The organism is Caulobacter sp. FV2ps19 (assembly GCF_058681035.1).
Genome location: NZ_CM178729.1, coordinates 1,578,403 through 1,594,566, shown reverse-complemented (window position 1 = coordinate 1,594,566; position 16,164 = coordinate 1,578,403). Strand labels below are relative to the sequence as shown.

Sequence of the window (16,164 nt, the reverse complement as noted above, 5' to 3'; positions counted from 1 at the left end):
AAGGGAATGCGCCGTGGACTTCGCGTGTCGCAGGGAAGCTCACGCAAAAAGGTGAGGAGGGGAGAAAGCGCGGTCCGGACCCCCAAGGGCCCGGACCGTAGGTCAATGAGCTTAGAAGCTCATCCGCAGGCCCAGCACGTACGTACGGCCGGGCTTGTAGTAGGTGAAGGTCGCGTTGTCGTACTGGAAGTACGAGCGCAGCGACTCGTCGGTCAGGTTGGTGACGTTGAAGGTCACCTGCGGCGCGTTCTTCATGCCGAAGATCTTCTCCAGATCGTAGCTCGAGGAGAAGTCCATCTGCTTGTAGTCGTCCGAGAACAGGGCGGCCGAGGCGATGCCGTTCTGGTTGGCGCCGCTGGACTGCGAGCCCTTCCGGTACACTTGGCTCAGACGCAGGCTGACGCCGTTGTGCTCGTAGTAGCCCGTCAGGTTGTAGGTGTACTTGGCCACGCCATAGGCGGTCGCCGGACCGTTGCTGGTCTGATCGACGATGGTGGCGTTGGCGTTGAAGCCCAGACCCTCGACGCCGAAGCGGCTGGTCAGGAAGTCCAGCGGTTGCACCCACTGGAATTCCAGGCCGTTGATCGTGAGCTTGTTGGGCACGTTGATCTGCGACTGGACCTGGACTTGCGCCTGGGTCGGGCCGCCACGCGAGTTGATGGCCGTCTTCTGGGTGTCGTTCAGGGTGTCGTAGGTGATGCCGTACTGGGCCAGGGCCGAGAACGGCTGGGTCACGACGTTGTTGGTCGTGAAGCCGGTCAGCGACTTGCGGAACGCATTGACCGCGATCACGCCTTCCTGGCCGGTGTAGAACTCGAAGCCCAGGTCGATGTTCTTCGAGAAGTACGGTTTCAGGGCCGAGTTGCCGATCGTGGCCTGGTCGGCCGACGGGGCGCCGAAGCTGACGCCCGGCAGCTGGGCGGCCGGATCCGGACGGGTCATCGTTTCCGAGACCGCAACGCGGGCCACGGCGTGCTCGCCCACGTCATAGGCGATGTTCGCGGCCGGCAGCCACTTCGAATAGGTGTTCTCGGTGTAGACGAAGTTGGTGATGTTGGGATAGCGCGAGCCGTCCGGGAGCTGAGCGCCGCCCGGCAGGGTGTTGCGCGGATCGGCCACCGACACGCGGCCGCCGATCGTCTGCTTGGTGTGGACGTAGCGGACGCCGACGTTGAAGCGCAGGTCGCTGTCCTTGACCTGGGTGACGCCGTTCAACTCGGTGTAGGCCGAGCTGTTCTTCTCGTTGATGGAGCCGCCGCTGGCGCCGGTGTTGGAACCGCCCGACTCCGGCGTGTTGTCGTGGAACTGGTCGTACTTGGAGGCTTGCTTGACCTTGTCCCAGTCGACCGTGACGAAGCCGGCCGGACCGGGCTTCAGATAGCTGGCCAGGCCCGAGGTCGGGATCAGCGAACCGCCATAGGTGAGCGTCCCGGTCTGACCCGCCGTCGAGCCCGTGCCGTAGCCCGGATAGGTCGGATAGCCGGCCGGCGCGGCGCCCGGCTGGTTCAGGCCTTGGCAGGCCGGTTGGCTGTTCGGCGAGGGCAGGTTGAGGCTCGGGTTGTTGCCGCAGGTCGCGTTCTGCCAGGCGCCGCTGTTGTCATAGCCGCGGATGGTGCGCGAGATGTCGTCGTAGTTGGCGCCGAACTTCAGGTTCAGAGCCTCGTCGCCCCAGGTGACCACGCCGCGAGCGCCCTTGGTCTCATACCAGCGCTTCTCGTCCTGCATGTTCAGGCGGCCGCCGGTCCAGACGAAGTTGGCCGGGTTGTTCAGGTCGACGCTGCTCTTGATGGTCGGCGGACCTTCGGGATTGTAGGTGTAGTCCACGGTCGTGCCGACGCCCAGCGCGGTCACCGGACCGAAGGTCGGGCTTTCGCGGTGGAAGGTGCTCTTGGTGTAGTTGGCCTGGGCCTCGACCTTCAGCTTGTCGGTGATCTGCCACTCGCCGCCCGGATTGATCCCCCACAGCTCGGTCTTTTCGAGGTAGGGACGGAATTCCAGGAAGAACTGCGAGTTGGCGTAGGTGCCCTGCGTGACCGTGCAGCCGGTCGAGCAGTCGGTCTTGTCGTACTTGGTGTTCGTCGGGATGATCGCGCCGTTGCGGACGATCCACATCATGTCTTCGCGGATCAGGTCGGTCTTCTTGTAGCCGTACATGCCGTCGACATAGAACTTCATGTCGTCGTTCGGCTGCCACTCGATGCTGCCGACCAGGTTGAGGCGGTCGCGGGCGCCGTACGAGGCCGACGGACGGCCCAGGCGCGGCAGCAGACCGTTGTCGATCTGCTGGATCGTGGCGCCGGGGTTGTTGGCCAGCAGGAAGTTGCGGTCGATGACCGTGCCGGCCACCAGGCCGCCGCCCGCGCCGACCGGCACCGTGCCCGGGATCGTCCAGTTGCCGCCGCCCGTGGCGTTACAGCCCGTGGCCGCGCCGCACTGGGCGGCCGACAGGTTCGGGTTGGTGTAGCCGATGGTCTCGTAGCCGCGGGTGTCGGTCTTCAGGCGCTGGCCCGAAACCCCGAACAGGACGCCGAAGGTGTCCCAGGTCTTGCTGGCGATCAGCGAGCCCTTGGCGCCCGCCTTGGCGCCGTCGGCCTTCACGCCTTGGACGTTCATGCTGAGGTGCTGGCCGGGACGGTCGAACGGACGCGCCGAGCGCATGTCGATGTTACCCGCCGCGCCGCCTTCCAGCAGGCTGGCCGAGTAGCTCTTGTTGACCGTCAGCTTGGTGAAGAGGTCGGTCGGGAAGAACGACAGGTCGACCGAGCGGTCGGTGCCCTGCGCGTCGGTCGCGCCCGACGAGGCCACGGCGATCGAGGCGCCGTTCAGGGTCACGTTGGTGAAGTTCGAGCCAAGACCGCGGATGGCGACGTTCGTGCCTTCGCCCGTGATGTCGCGGGTGATGGTGATGCCGGGGATGCGGTTGAACGACTCGGCGATGTTGGAGTCAGGGAACTTGCCGATGTCTTCGGCGAAGATCGCGTCGGCGAAGCCGGTGGTCTCGCGCTTGGCGACGGTCGATTGCGCCAGGCTCTTGCGGTAGCCGGTGACGATGACTTCCTCGATCATGTCGCTGCCGGCCGCCGGAGCAGCGGCGGTCTGGGCCTGGGCCGCCAGGCCAAACAGGGTTGACGTCAGGCAGGTGGCCCCGATCAGGGCCATGCGGCGACCGGAGTTACGGCGTGTAGATGACAGCATGTTTCTCTCCCCATGACACGACGCTATGCGCGCTCGTTCGTTTTTTGACCGCGGCCGACACATGGTAGCGGTCACAGGATTCGACGGTTACGAGGTAAGGCCTTTTAAGTCAACGTGGTCATACCTTGAAATCCGGGACAGGTCCGACCATTGTTCCGTGAGTGAGGTTTTGCGGCCACGGTCTGACGCCTTGGGGCCAGGGCGCGGCCCCACGGTCCGACCATGCCCGTGGTCGGGCCGGTGAGGTCAGACCAACTTGACCGGGGGTTTGAGGCCCGCCGGCGGGCGTGCGCCCGGGGCTAGAGCCACACCGTTCTGGCCCGGTCGACGGCCGAACGCACCGCCTCGACAAGGGCGTCATGGACGCCCGGCGGCAGGTCATGACCCATGCCGGCGATGACCCGCAACTCCGCGCCCGGGATCGTCGCGGCGGTGTCCTCGCCGCCCGCGAGCCGCACCAGCGGGTCGGCGTCGCCGTGCAGCACGACCGTTGGGGCGGTGATGGCTTTCAGCGCCGCGCGGCGGTCGCCCGAGGCCAGCATGGCGCACATCTGGCGCGCGACGCCCGCCGGGTTGTAGGACCGCTCAAGAGCGGCCTTCAGCTTGGGACGCTCGATCGCCGGATCCACCGGCCAGGCCGGGCTCTGGATGACGATCTGGGCCTTCAGGGCATGGTCAGTCAGGCTCTCGATGTCGTTGGCCGCAGGGCGCGAGTACAGCACCGCCTGGACCTCCGGCGTAGCGGGCGGCACGGCCGGATTGCCGGTGCTCGACATCACCGAAACCAGGGACGCCACCCTGGCCGGATGCCGCGCGGCGAGCATCTGGCCGATCATGCCGCCCATCGAAACCCCGACCACATGGGCCCGGCGGATCGCCAGCGCCTCGAGCAGGCCCGCCGCGTCATCGGCCATGTCTTCCAGCAGGTAGGGCACATCCGGCTTGCGACCCGCGGCAATGGCGCCGAACACGGCGGGCAGGTCGGGGGTCCCGGCGGCGTCGAACGCGGTCGACCGGCCGATATCGCGGTTGTCGAAGGCGATGACCCGGAAGCCCTCACCGACCAGGCGCTCGATCACCGGCGGCGGCCAGCGGGTCAGTTGCTGACCCAGACCCATGATCAGCAGGATCGCCTCTCCGGCGGCGGGACCGAAGGCTTCGTATTCGATCTGAATTCCGTTGGCGGCGACCTTGGCCATCCGGCGCTCCCCATGTCCGACACCGGAAGTTGTAGAGGACCTTTGAGCGAGGTCAAACGGCGGAGGCTGACCGCGCCGCCGCCTCGTCCCAACGCCGCTCCGCCTCACGCTCCCAGTCCTGCTCCACCGCCCGATCCAGCTCCCAGGGGGGATTGGCGACGGCGCCGTTGGGGCGCGCAAAGGCGGCGATCCTCGCCTGCGCCTGCGCCACGGCGTTGCCCGGCGCGGGACGGTTCGCCGGGGCGGCCTCGCCGCGCATCGCCGGGCGAGACGTCACATTGGCGCGATAGGGGCTGATCACCCGGATCAGATCATCCGCCTCGTCGATCAGCTTGCTGGAGACCACCGCCGCTTCGCCGACCATGTCGACATGGTCCTGCGCGACAGTGTCGAGACGATTGATGACCGTCCTGATCTGCTCAAGACCCGCCGCCTGCTCCTGGGCCGCCTTGGCGACCTTGGCGACAAGACTGTCGATCTGCGTGATCCGGGTTGTCATGCCGCCAAGGGAGACGTCGACATCGCCGACGAGACGGACCCCGCGCGCCACCTGGGCCCGACTGGCGTCCACGGCGTCTCTGACGGCCTTGGCGGCCTCCGCCGCGCGCTGCGCCAGGCCCCTCACCTCCTCGGCGACGACCGCAAAGCCGCCCCCCGTAGCGGCCCTGCGGCCGGCCTCGACGCCCGAGATCAGGGCCAGCATGCCGGCCCGCGAGGCGATCTCGTCGACCAGAGCCGCGGTCTGATTGATCCGGACAGAGTTCTGCTCGACCTCGCCCATCAGGCTGATCGTCTCGCGCATGACCTTGCGCGCCCCGCCGGCGTCGGCGCGCGTATCGGCGGTGACGCCTGACGCCTGGCGAGCGGTCTCGGCCCCGCGCGCGGCCGCCAGGGCCAGCTTGGACAGGGCGGTGCGCGCCTCCAGCAGGTCCGACGCCTGCCGCCCCGTGCGGCGCGACAGATCATGCGACACGCGGGCGACCGCGTCCGACGAGGCCCCCAGGCCGCCCGCCGCCGCCGAAATCGCGGTCATGGTGGCGCCCAGCCCGTCCAGCGCCGCGTTGAACTCGTCCTTGACGTGGGCATAGGCTGCGTCGAACGGGACCGTGATCCGCGTGGCCAGTTCACCCCTGGCCAGCGCCTTGAACTGGTCAGACAGCACCGCGATCACCTCGTCCTGCTCGGCGATGCGCGCGGTCGGACTGCGCGGCCGGCTCTGCTCGGCGTGGATATCGGTCAGGTCGGTGATGAACAGAACAATGCGCGAGACCTTTCCCGATCCGCTCACGATCGGACTGTAGGACGCCTGCGCCCAGAAAGAGGTCCGATCCTTGCCGTACCAGCGCACCTTGCGGGTGATCGATTCCCCGCGCCCCAAGGCGCGCCAGAAATCCCGGTAGCCAGCGCTGTCAGCGTCGTCTTCGGCAAGAAACATGCTGTGCGGACAGCCGATGATTTCCGCCGGGCAATAGCCTGTCAGCCCCAGGAAAGGCGTGCTGGCGCGGACGACCGTCCCATTGAGGCGGAATTCCACCATGGCCTGCGACCGGTCCATCGCCGCCGCCAGCCCCTCCAGCTCGCGGAGACGCCGGTTCTCGGCGCGTCGCGCTCGGGTCTTCTCCCGAAACCACATGTTTAACCGAGCCCCCACCCGTACTCGATTTGCACTGTTACATTTAGTCGCATCAGGCTCGTAAAAAATGGCTAACGGGGGATTAACGAGCCCAATACACGCCCGCCGATACTCGGCGTTTTAACTTAAACCCTGGAGAGATTTCTTGTATAGAGAGTCAGATGATGGTGAATTTGCAATTAAAGACTAAAATTTCACAGGCTCTCTACTTATTTTTACCTCAATATAAGTCAAATAACGTCGGTTTACGCTAAGGTATCTGGCGGAAAATTTTTGCGGGATTCTCAATATTGAAGCAGTAATTGTGTTTTGCAAAACCGTAACAATGCCCCAGAAATCACGGCTTTGTTTTCCGACAGCGCATGGGCGAGGTCATACCACCGCAAATTTGGGAGAACGTTGGTACTCATTTTGGGTAGCTATCGCGAGAAAAAGGGGACAAGGCGACGGCCCCCTGGCCGCCGCCGTGACCTAAATGCCCGGCGCATAAGGAAAACTCATGGCCTCATAGTCTTCCAGCGTGAGCGCCGGCGCCGCCTCGCCGGCCGGCAGCGGGCGCTTGGAGAAGCTCTGGAACCAGGCCACCGAGGCGTCGCGCCACCACTGGGCTTCGGCGTGCTGGATCGTCAGGAAGTCGGCCACCTGGGCGTGGCGTTCGGGGTCGACATAGGGGGTCAGGTCCGCCCAGGTCTTCTGCATCGCCCCCACCCCGGCCACGCCGCGCGAATAGTGGGTGACCAGGCCGTCCCACAGGGTCTGGCCCGACTTCAGGCGATAGTCCCAGGGCAGGTGGTGGAACCACAGCAGGTCCTTCTCATCCACGCATTTGAGGTCGGCGAAACAGGCGCCCACCGCCGGCGCGTACTGGGCCACGGCGTTGCTACCCGAGGCGGTGCGGTCAAAGCCCAGGCCGTCGGGGCCGGCCTTGGCGTAGTAGACGCTGGTCCAGTCGGCGCGCTCGCCGCCGCTAACCCAGGGCCCCGGCCCGTAGTGGTGGCTGCGGCCCATCTGGTGGTGCAGGCCCAGCGGGGTCATGTAGTCGACCACGGTCTCGCGTGAGGCCATCATCATGTCGACCACCGGCCCGACGAAGCGCTTGTCGTTGCTGAAGGTCATCTTCGCCCAGTCGGCGGCGATGTCGCGGCTGGAGGCCTCGGGGTCCCAGGCCAGGCGGCCAAAGACGTACCAGTTGGCCTGATCGAAGTGCGAGCCGCTCCAATTGCGGTCAGCGCCGATATTGGCCACCCCGGCCATGGCGGTCAGCGTGCGGCCGTCCAGCGAGCCGTCGACCACCCTGGCCACCGTCGAGCCCTTGCCCTTGACCATCGTGTCGGCCTTGAGCGTCTCTTCGTACATCGGGCCCAGATAGGCCAGGTGAGTGGCGAAGCCGAGATATTCCTTGGTGATCTGGAACTCCATGCCGAGGTTGCTCTTGGGCATGGCCCCAAACAGCGGGTGGAACGGCTCGCGCGGCTGGAAGTCGATCGCGCCGTTCTTGACCTGGATCACCACATTGTCGCGGAACTGGCCGTCGAATGGCTTGAACTCGCTATAGCCCTGCTTGGCGCGGTCGTCCGGCTGTTCGTGCGAATAGACAAAGGCCCGCCAGATCACGACGCCCCCATGAGGGCCGACCGCGTCAGCCAGCATGTTGGCCCCGTCGGCGTGGGTGGCGCCATAGTCCTGCGGCCCCGGCTGCCCCTCGGAATTGGCCTTGACCAGAAAGCCCCCGAAGTCGGGAATGACCTTGTAGATCTCGTCGGCCTTGGCCTTCCAGAACGCCGCCACGGCCGGATCGCGCGGATCGGCGGTCTTCAGCCCGCCGATCTCGATGGGCGCGGAAAAGCGGGCCGACAGATAGACCTTGATCCCATAGGGCCGGAACACATCGGCCAGGGCCCCGGCCTTGGCGATGTAGCGCGGCGTCAGGCTCAGGGCCTTGGCGTTGACGTTGTTGAGCACCGTGCCGTTGATGCCGATCGAAGCATTGGCGCGGGCATAGTCGACATAGCGCGGATCGGCGCTGTAGTCGGGCAGCTTCCACCAGTCCCAGATCGACTGGCCCGCATAGCCGCGCTCGACGGTGCGATCCAGATTGTCCCAGTGGTTGAGCATCCGCAGCTTGACCTTGGGGGCCGAGACGATGTCGAGGCTGGCGACCGGCTGGCGGGTCTGGATCAGGGCCAGATAGCGATAGACGCCATACAGCACGCCGATGTCGCTGTTGGCGGTGATCACCGTGGCGGACTTGCCGTCGATCTTCACGGTGCGGATCAGATAGCCCTCGTCGCCGGCGGCCTTCAGCGGCAGGGCCAGGCGGGCGATGGCCGGCGAGCTTTGCGGCGTGCCGATCAGGATGACGCCGCCGGTCGTCGCCTTGGCCGGCGCGCCGATCAGGCCCGTCAGGCCACGTTCCAGTTCGGCGCGGGCCACCGTCAAGGTGGGGGTGTCGGCCACCGGCGCGATCGTCGCCGCCGCATAGCCGGCGCCTGCCTCCACCGGGCGGTAGCGCAGCCAAAGATCATGGCCGTCCTCGGCTCGGGCCAGAGGGGCGCCGGCAAGGCCGGCCAGCAGGCAGATCACGGTCAGAAGGCGCATGTTTCACTCCCGGGGGCTCTCGCTGGAGCCAGAACGCTCTGCGATCGCCCCTGACGAAAGCCGGGTCGATCAGGCTTGGTGTTGCGCCTCTTCCCCGTGAGCCGGCGTAAGAGGTCGAGACACTCTGTCTTAGTGGTCTGACCACTAGGTTGACAACCCGTCCGCCGCCGCTAAACCGATAGTCGGGGAGGAAACTGGACAGCCATGCGCTCTGAAGGGCGCTGCGTTTGGTCGCCTCCCTCACGACCGATGCCCCGCAAGCGTCCCCTAGAAAGCGTCCTATGTCCAAGATCATCGCCGCCAAGACCATCGTCACCTGCCCCGGGCGCAACTTCGTGACGCTGAAGATCGTCACCGAGGATGGAACCTACGGGATCGGCGACGCCACGCTGAACGGTCGCGAACTGGCGGTCGAGGCCTATCTGACGCAGCACGTCATCCCCTGCCTGATCGGCCGTGAGGCCCATCAGATCGAGGACATCTGGCACTACCTCTACAAGGGCGCCTACTGGCGGCGCGGGCCGGTGACCATGTCGGCCATTGCCGCGGTCGACATGGCGCTGTGGGACATCAAGGGCAAGGTTGCGGGCCTGCCGGTGTATCAGTTGCTGGGCGGCGCCAGCCGCTCGGGCGTGATGGTCTATGGCCACGCCAATGGCGAGACCATCGAAGAGACCCTCGACAACGCCGCCGCCTATGTCGAGCAGGGCTACAAGGCCATCCGCCTGCAGTCGGGCGTGCCCGGGGTGAAAGGGACCTACGGGGTCTCCAAGGACAAGTTCTTCTACGAGCCGGCCGACAGCGACCTGCCCAAGGAAACGATCTGGTCGACCGAGAAATACCTGCGCGTCGCGCCGGAGCTGTTCAAGGCCGCCCGTGAGCGCCTGGGCTGGGACGTGCACCTGCTGCACGACGTTCACCATCGCCTGACCCCGATCGAGGCCGGCCGCCTGGGCAAGGATCTGGAGCCCTACCGCCTGTTCTGGATGGAGGACTGCACCCCGGCCGAGAACCAGGACAATTTCCGCCTGGTCCGCCAGCACACCACCACGCCCCTGGCCGTGGGCGAGGTGTTCAACGCGATCTGGGACTGCAAGACCCTGATCCAGGACCAGTTGATCGACTATATCCGCGCCACGGTCGTCCACGCCGGCGGCCTGACCCACCTGCGCAAGATCGCCAGCTTCGCCGAGATGCACAATGTGCGCACCGGCTGCCACGGCGCCACCGACCTGTCGCCGGTCAGCATGGCCGCCGCCCTGCAGCTGGACCTGTCGATCCCCAATTTCGGCGTCCAGGAATATATGCGCCACACGCCCGAGACCGACGCGGTGTTCCCGCACGCCTACGCCTTCTCTGACGGCATGCTGCATCCGGGCGAGGCCCCGGGCCTGGGCGTCGACATCGACGAGGCCCTGGCGGCGACCTATCCCTACAAGCCCGCCTATCTGCCGATTGCCCGCCGCGAAGACGGATCGATGCACGACTGGTGAGCCGGTCCCCGAAACGGGCGCTACCGGGTGAAATGATGAGCGAAGGACTAGAATCTGCGCGATAGTTGGGGTGAAACCGATCTGCACTGGCCTTTGGCCGCACGAGAGTCGAAACACCGCCCATGGCCGATAACGTCAAGCTCTACCGCCGTATCGCCGACACCGTGGCCGACGCCATTGAGGCCGGGCAGTACAAGCTGGGCGACCGGCTGCCGACCGAGCGCGAACTGGCCGAGCAGTTCGGGGTGTCGCGCCCCACCCTGCGCGAAGCGATGATCGCCCTGGAAATGCTGGGCATGATCGAGGCCCGCCACGGGCTGGGCATCTATGTCACCGGCGCTGTCCGCCCCGTCGCCCCTTCACCCGAGATCGACCTCGAGATCGGCGCCTTCGAACTGATCGAGGCCCGACGCCTGTTCGAGGGCGAGGCCGCGGCCCTGGCCGCCACCAGCATCGACGACGCGCAGTTGGCCCAGTTGGAAACCCTCATGGTGCGCATGCATGAGGAAGACGAAATTGGCGGCGAGGACGCCGACCGCGAATTCCACATGATCATCGCCCGGGCCACCGGAAATGGCGCGATCATCGCCACGATCGAGAACCTGTGGGAGTGGCGCAATCGCTCGCCCCTGGCCCGCAACATCCTGACCCGCGCCCGCGGCATGGGGCTGGAGCCCCGCATCCACGAGCACCGCCGCGTCTTCGAGGCCCTGAAGGCCCGCGACCCCGCCGCCGCGCGCCAGGCCATGCGCGACCATCTGGAACGCGTGATCGAACACCTGCTCAGCGCCACCGAGACCGAAGCCGTCCAGAAGGCCAAGCAGGAAACCAGCGCCCGCCGCAGCGCGATCGCCAGACGGGTGGCGATCTAGGGGACCTCGCCCCGTCGCCGTTCGCGCCGCGTGGCCATGCGTCACCTCCGGGGTGACGATAGCCAGCGTCAGATCAGGTCGCCAAGTTGAGATTTACAGATATAATATATTATCGACGTAAACTCTCAGCCGGACCCAGATAACTCCCGCTCAGCGGTCCGCGCGACAGCACCAGGCGCTGGAAGACCACGCCCGGATCAACCCGCCACAGGGTTACGCGGTGCGCACCGGCCGAGGGGACTTCCAGCCGGGTGGTCAGGGCGCGGATATTGTCGGCCACCGCCTTGTCCCAGGCCTTTTCCGAGCGGTCGGGGATGATGTTGACCACCACCGGCGCGGCGCCGTCGATCGACACGGCGTAGCGCAGCCCATCGCCGCCCCGGAAGTCCAGGCTGGGCGAGACGTAAACCGTCAGGTCGGTCGGGCCGGCCTTTTCGAAGTCGATCCGATACTCCAGCGCCGGTCCCTTGCCCGGCAGGCTGGACGGCGCGGTCGTCGGATAGGCGGCCACGCCCGACAGGGTGCGGCCCAGATTGGGAATGGTCTTCCAGCTCACCCCGTCGACAGTGGTCGCTCGGGCGTGGTGCTGGGCCTCGATGGCGACCACGCCGCCGGCCTCGACGAAGGCGCCCTTGGCCGGTTGGCGGGTCGGGTTCACGATGACCGCCGTCACGACCAGGCTAGCGCCGCCGGCGGTGATCGTCACCGGAACCCGCTGCTCGCCCTTGGGGGCTTTGCTCCAGTCGACCGAGACCTCCAGCCGCGCATCGCCGCCCGGTCCCGCCGGTCCGCGCGACACCTTCAGCCACGGCGCGCCCGGCGAAACGGTGAAGTCCAGCGGCGCCGCCCCGCGATTGAACACGTCGATCCAGCGGCTTTGCGCGCCGTAGCGATGCAGGATCGGCAGGTCGGCCGCGCCTTCGACGGCCGCCACGCGCCCCTCGACCGCCACGCCCAGCGCCGGGCCGGCCACGGGAGTCAGGGTCACCGCGGCGGGGATGATGTTCGTCTCCGGCTGCTGCCAGCTGGTGTAGCCGATATGGGTCTGGTCCATCATGTGGACCCACTTGCCGCCGTTCAGGGCGTCGTGCTGCCGCGTCAGCGCGGCGTCGTGGGCGAACAGGGCCTTCACGCGCTCGGCCTGGGCGTTGGCCTCGATCCGCCCCTGCTGGGCATACAGCCGGTTGCGGCCGGCGGCGATATAGAGCCGGGTCAGGTTGGCGCTGGCCTGGACGGGGAACCAGACCAGCTGGAAGAAGGCGTCCTGCTGGGCCTTGGGCAGCACCGCGCGCAAGGCGTCGGCGCGGGTGGTCAGGGCGGTCCACTCGGCCTCGACCCGTTCGGCTTCGCGATCCTGGACCAGGCTGAAGGTCGACGGGTCCAGAAGCTCGGGCTTTCGCCGGGCGTTCAGCTTCGTATAGCCGTCCAAGAGCGCCGCGATCTCGACCGCGTGCGCGGTCCCGAACTGCGCCGCCGCCCAGTCACGCGTGTAGATGGCCAGCTTTTCCACCGGCAGGGCGTCGGGGTTCCAGGCATAGTCGAGGAAGAACGCGATCGGCAGTTCCATGGGCTTCAGGTCGCCGACATTGACGATCCACAGCCGGTCGGCGCCGTAGTCGTCGGCCAGCTTCATCTGCTCCCAGGTGCGCTCGATCTGGTTGGTGTTGAGCCACTTGTAGTTCCGCGGCCCGCCCACATAGTCGAAGTGGTAATAGACGCCGTAGCCGCCGGCGCGGGTCTTTCCGGGTTCCGGAAGCCGCCGGATGTCGCCCCAGTTGTCGTCGGCGAACAGCAGGGTGACGTCGTCGGGCACGCGCATGCCGGCGTCGTAATAGTCCTGCACTTCCTTGTAGAGCGCCCAGACCTGCGGGGTCTTGGCCGGGTCTTTCCCGGTGACCTCGCCGATGATCTTGCGCTGGTCGGCGACGATGGTTTCCAAGAGCTGGGTGGCGGTGCCTTCGCTCATCGGCTCGTCGCCGTCGCCGCGCATGCCCACGGTGACCAGGCTCTCATTGGCGCCCATCCGCGTGACGCCCTCGCGCCAGAAGTCGCACAGCTTGTCCGGGTTCCTGGCATAGTCCCAGCGGCCTGATCCGTAACGGTCCCACTCGACATGGGCCCGCATCATCGGCTCGTGGTGCGAGGTCCCGATGACGATCCCCATCTCGTCGGCCAGGGGGGCGTTCAGCGGGTCGTCGTCATACAGCGCCTTGCCCCACATGGCCGGCCACAGATAGTCGCCCTTCATCCGCAGGATCAGCTCATAGACCCGCTCATAGAAGGCGTGGTTGAAGCCGCCGAACGTGGCGTTGGCCCAGCCATACAGGGCCGGGTTCTCGTCATTGAGGAAGATGCCGCGATACTTGATCTTCGGCTTCTCGGCCCGCGCCCCGGGGGCGACGAACAGGTCGGGGCGCGCCGGAACGGGAACGTCCGCCCACCAGGTCCAGGGCGAGACCCCGGCCCGTTCAGACAGGTCATAGACCCCGAAGATCGAACCGCGCTTGTCGGACCCGGCGATGACCAGGGCGCGGTCCAGGCCCGGGCGCGGGTTGTCGACCACCTGCTGGACGAAGCCCTCCCACTGGCCGGTGGTCCTGGAAACGTCCAGCTTGCCGGACGCGATCAGGGCGTCGATGGCGGCGCTCTTGCCGATCGTGCCGATGATGACGGCGGGGCCGTCCTTGGCCGGGACGCCGCCCGAAAGCTTGGCCAGGTCGGCGCGCAGATCGCCCACGGCCCGCAGCACGCCGGGGAAGTCGGTGACATCGGCCTCCACCCGGGCGGGCTTGCCGTTCCGGATCAGCGGAAAGGCGCCCGGCGCGGCGGTCGCCGTGATCGCGGCGGGCTCGGCGGCGTGCGCGGCGGTGGGGGCCGTGAGGGCGACGGCCAGCGCCAGGGCCGCGGCGAGGGCCAGGGCGGACAGGGCGCCGGCGATTCCCCACTTCCGCTCTCCCCGGCGAAGGCCGGGGCCCAGATCGAACCCACGACCGCCCGGGTCGCTGGCGTCGCCCGAAGGCGCGTCCACACCAAAGGCTCCGGATGAATCTGGGCCCCGGCCTTCGCCGGGGAAAGCGGAGATTAGCGTCACGGCTTTACCGCCATCTCGAACGGCCCCGCCGGCAGACCCGCGCTGTCGAACAGGTTGAAGGTCGGACTGTCGGCCCAGGCGAAGCGGACCTTGGCGGCCGGCGCTCCGGGCGGAACGGTCAGCACCACGGTCGCGCCGTCGATGCGGGCGTCGGCCCAGCGGCAGCCCTGGCCGGCGGCGTCGCACAGCTCAAAGCCGATCACCCGGTCCGAGCCGCGCGCCACCATGTGGCCGCCGATCTGCTCGAAGGCCACGACCACCGTGTCGCCGACGCGGCTGGCCGAGACCGGCGCGGGACCGGTGGTCACCGCGTCCCCGGCCAAGCGGCGCGCGGCCAGGGCCAGGCGCTTGCCGACGTCCTGCTTGTTGCCGGGATGGATGTCGCTGGGGTCGCCGATGTCGGTGGTCACCGCCAGGCCGGCGTGCGGATCGGCCAGCACCGCGCGGCGCTGGGCCTCGCGCAGGGCGGCCCAGCCCGAAGCGGTGGGTTGAACGGCAAAGCCGCCATAGCTGGCCAGTTGCACCACCAGGGCCGGCATGTCGGGCGACTGGCCCACGCGGCGTTCGGCGATGAAGGCGTCCAGCAGGGCGGCGTAGGTCCTGTCGCGCCCGACATTGGTCTCGCCCTGATACCAGGCCAGACCCTTGAAGGCGTAAGGGCCCATCGGGGCCAGCATGCCGTTATAGAGGGTCGAGACCCCGGCCAGGGTGTCCCACGGCGCGCGCGGCGGATCCTCGCCGACCTTGGGCTCGATGCGGTAGGTCCAGGCCTGCAGAGGCAGCTGCGTTCCATCGGCCAGGACGAGGGCGCGTTTCGAGGGATCGCCGTACATGCCGCCCGTGGAATAGGTGTCATAGGCGGCGATCACGATGGTGTTCAGGCCCGGCTTCAGGGTTCCCGCGGCCAGCGGATAGGACCGGTTCAGCCAGGCGCCCGAGGTGGCGCCGACGCCGACGCCGTTCAGATAGGTGGTGTCCATTTCGTCGACCTGGCCGACGCCCAGGGTGGCGGCCTGCCGGGCCTGGGCCGGGGTCAGGGTGACCTCAGCCTTGAACCACACCACGCCGTTGAACTCGGCCAGGGCCGGAACGCCCCAGCGCTCCCAGACGCCCAGGTCCTTGGGCGCGGCGGTCCAGGTCCCCGCCCCGGTCCACGGCGCGGCGGCGGCCTGGCTGGCGGGCTTGGCGCTCCACCAGGCCTTGATCGTTTCGCCCCAGCGGCGGTTGGCGGCCACCGGGTCCCGGGTCGACAGGTTGAGAGTGGCGATGGCGTCGTCATAGCCGCCGACCTTGCCCAGGGCGGCCGGCGTCATCCAGGCCTCGAGGCCCGACCCGCCCCACGAGGCGTGGACCAGGCCCAGCGGGATCTTTTGGGTCTTCTGCAGTTCGCGGGCGAAATAGTAGCAGGCGGCCGAGAACTGGCCGACGCTGTCCTTGCTGGTCGACTTCCACACCGGCGGCTTGGCGAAGTCGGCGCGCGGCGTGCGGCCGTCGGCCTTCTCGATCGTCACCATGCGGATGGCGTCGTTGGGCGCGACGCCGTTGATCTGGCCCCAGGCGTCATTGCCGGCCTCGACCTTCAGCTCCATGTTCGACTGGCCCGAGCACAGCCAGACATCGCCGGCCAGCAGGTCGTGGGCGGTTTGGGTCGCCGAGGCTGTCTTGGCGGTCAGGTCATAGGGGCCGCCCGCCGGGGTGGGGGGCAGGTCGGCGCGCCAGGCTCCGTCGGGTCCGGCCGTGGCGGTCGCGGTGCGGCCGCCGAAGGTCACCGTCACCGCCTCGCCCGGCTTGGCGGTTCCGAACACCGGCAGCGGCCGGTCGCGCTGCACCACCGCATGGTCGGAGAACAGGCCGTTGAGCAGAGGCTGGGCGGCGGCGGAACCGGCCAGCAGGGCGGCGAGCAGGATCGACGCAACGAGGCGCATGGAGAACTCCCTCATGACCGCTCGCACAGCGGCTTCTTTGTCTCAAAATGCTTGTCATCCCGGCCGCAGCGAAGCGGAGAGCCGGGACCCAGGACCGCCGCCATGCGTTTGCCCCTGGGTCCCGGACAGCCTCTGCGAGGCTTCCGGGATGACAAGGT

At 67.5% G+C, this 16,164-nt stretch carries 8 protein-coding genes; 2 read left to right on the top strand and 6 right to left on the bottom strand.

The window, feature by feature from the left end; genetic code table 11:
* Positions 1-111: 111 nt before the first annotated feature.
* The 4 genes from ACW18B_RS07675 to ACW18B_RS07660 form a co-directional block, all read right to left on the bottom strand.
* Complete coding sequence (locus ACW18B_RS07675) at positions 112-3,195, bottom strand: TonB-dependent receptor (protein WP_492050911.1); 3,084 nt, start codon at positions 3,193-3,195, stop codon at positions 112-114.
* Positions 3,196-3,494: 299 nt separating this feature from the next.
* Entirely contained in the window at positions 3,495-4,394 is a 900-nt protein-coding gene (locus tag ACW18B_RS07670) for an alpha/beta fold hydrolase (RefSeq protein WP_492050909.1), read from the bottom strand.
* Positions 4,395-4,446: 52 nt separating this feature from the next.
* Positions 4,447-6,027, bottom strand: coding sequence for a methyl-accepting chemotaxis protein (locus ACW18B_RS07665; protein ID WP_492050907.1), 1,581 nt, complete (start codon positions 6,025-6,027; stop codon positions 4,447-4,449).
* A 471-nt stretch (positions 6,028-6,498) separates the two neighbouring features.
* A complete protein-coding gene (locus ACW18B_RS07660; protein WP_492050905.1) occupies positions 6,499-8,625 on the bottom strand; it encodes an alpha-glucuronidase family glycosyl hydrolase in 2,127 nt (708 codons plus the stop codon).
* 281 nt (positions 8,626-8,906) lie between these two features.
* Between ACW18B_RS07660 and manD the strand changes: the two genes are divergently transcribed.
* Both manD and ACW18B_RS07650 read left to right on the top strand, forming a co-directional pair.
* Positions 8,907-10,118 (top strand): D-mannonate dehydratase ManD, encoded by a 1,212-nt coding sequence (gene manD / locus ACW18B_RS07655; RefSeq protein WP_492050903.1) that lies wholly within the window; start codon positions 8,907-8,909, stop codon positions 10,116-10,118.
* A gap of 122 nt (positions 10,119-10,240) precedes the next feature.
* Entirely contained in the window at positions 10,241-10,990 is a 750-nt protein-coding gene (locus ACW18B_RS07650; RefSeq protein ID WP_492050901.1) for a FadR/GntR family transcriptional regulator, read from the top strand.
* A 109-nt stretch (positions 10,991-11,099) separates the two neighbouring features.
* Here the strand turns inward: ACW18B_RS07650 and ACW18B_RS07645 are convergent, their stop codons facing one another.
* Both ACW18B_RS07645 and ACW18B_RS07640 read right to left on the bottom strand, forming a co-directional pair.
* Entirely contained in the window at positions 11,100-14,018 is a 2,919-nt protein-coding gene (locus ACW18B_RS07645; protein ID WP_492050900.1) for a glycosyl hydrolase 115 family protein, read from the bottom strand.
* Between the two features lie 59 nt (positions 14,019-14,077).
* Entirely contained in the window at positions 14,078-16,006 is a 1,929-nt protein-coding gene (locus tag ACW18B_RS07640; protein ID WP_492050898.1) for a sialate O-acetylesterase, read from the bottom strand.
* Between the last annotated feature and the right edge of the window lie 158 nt (positions 16,007-16,164).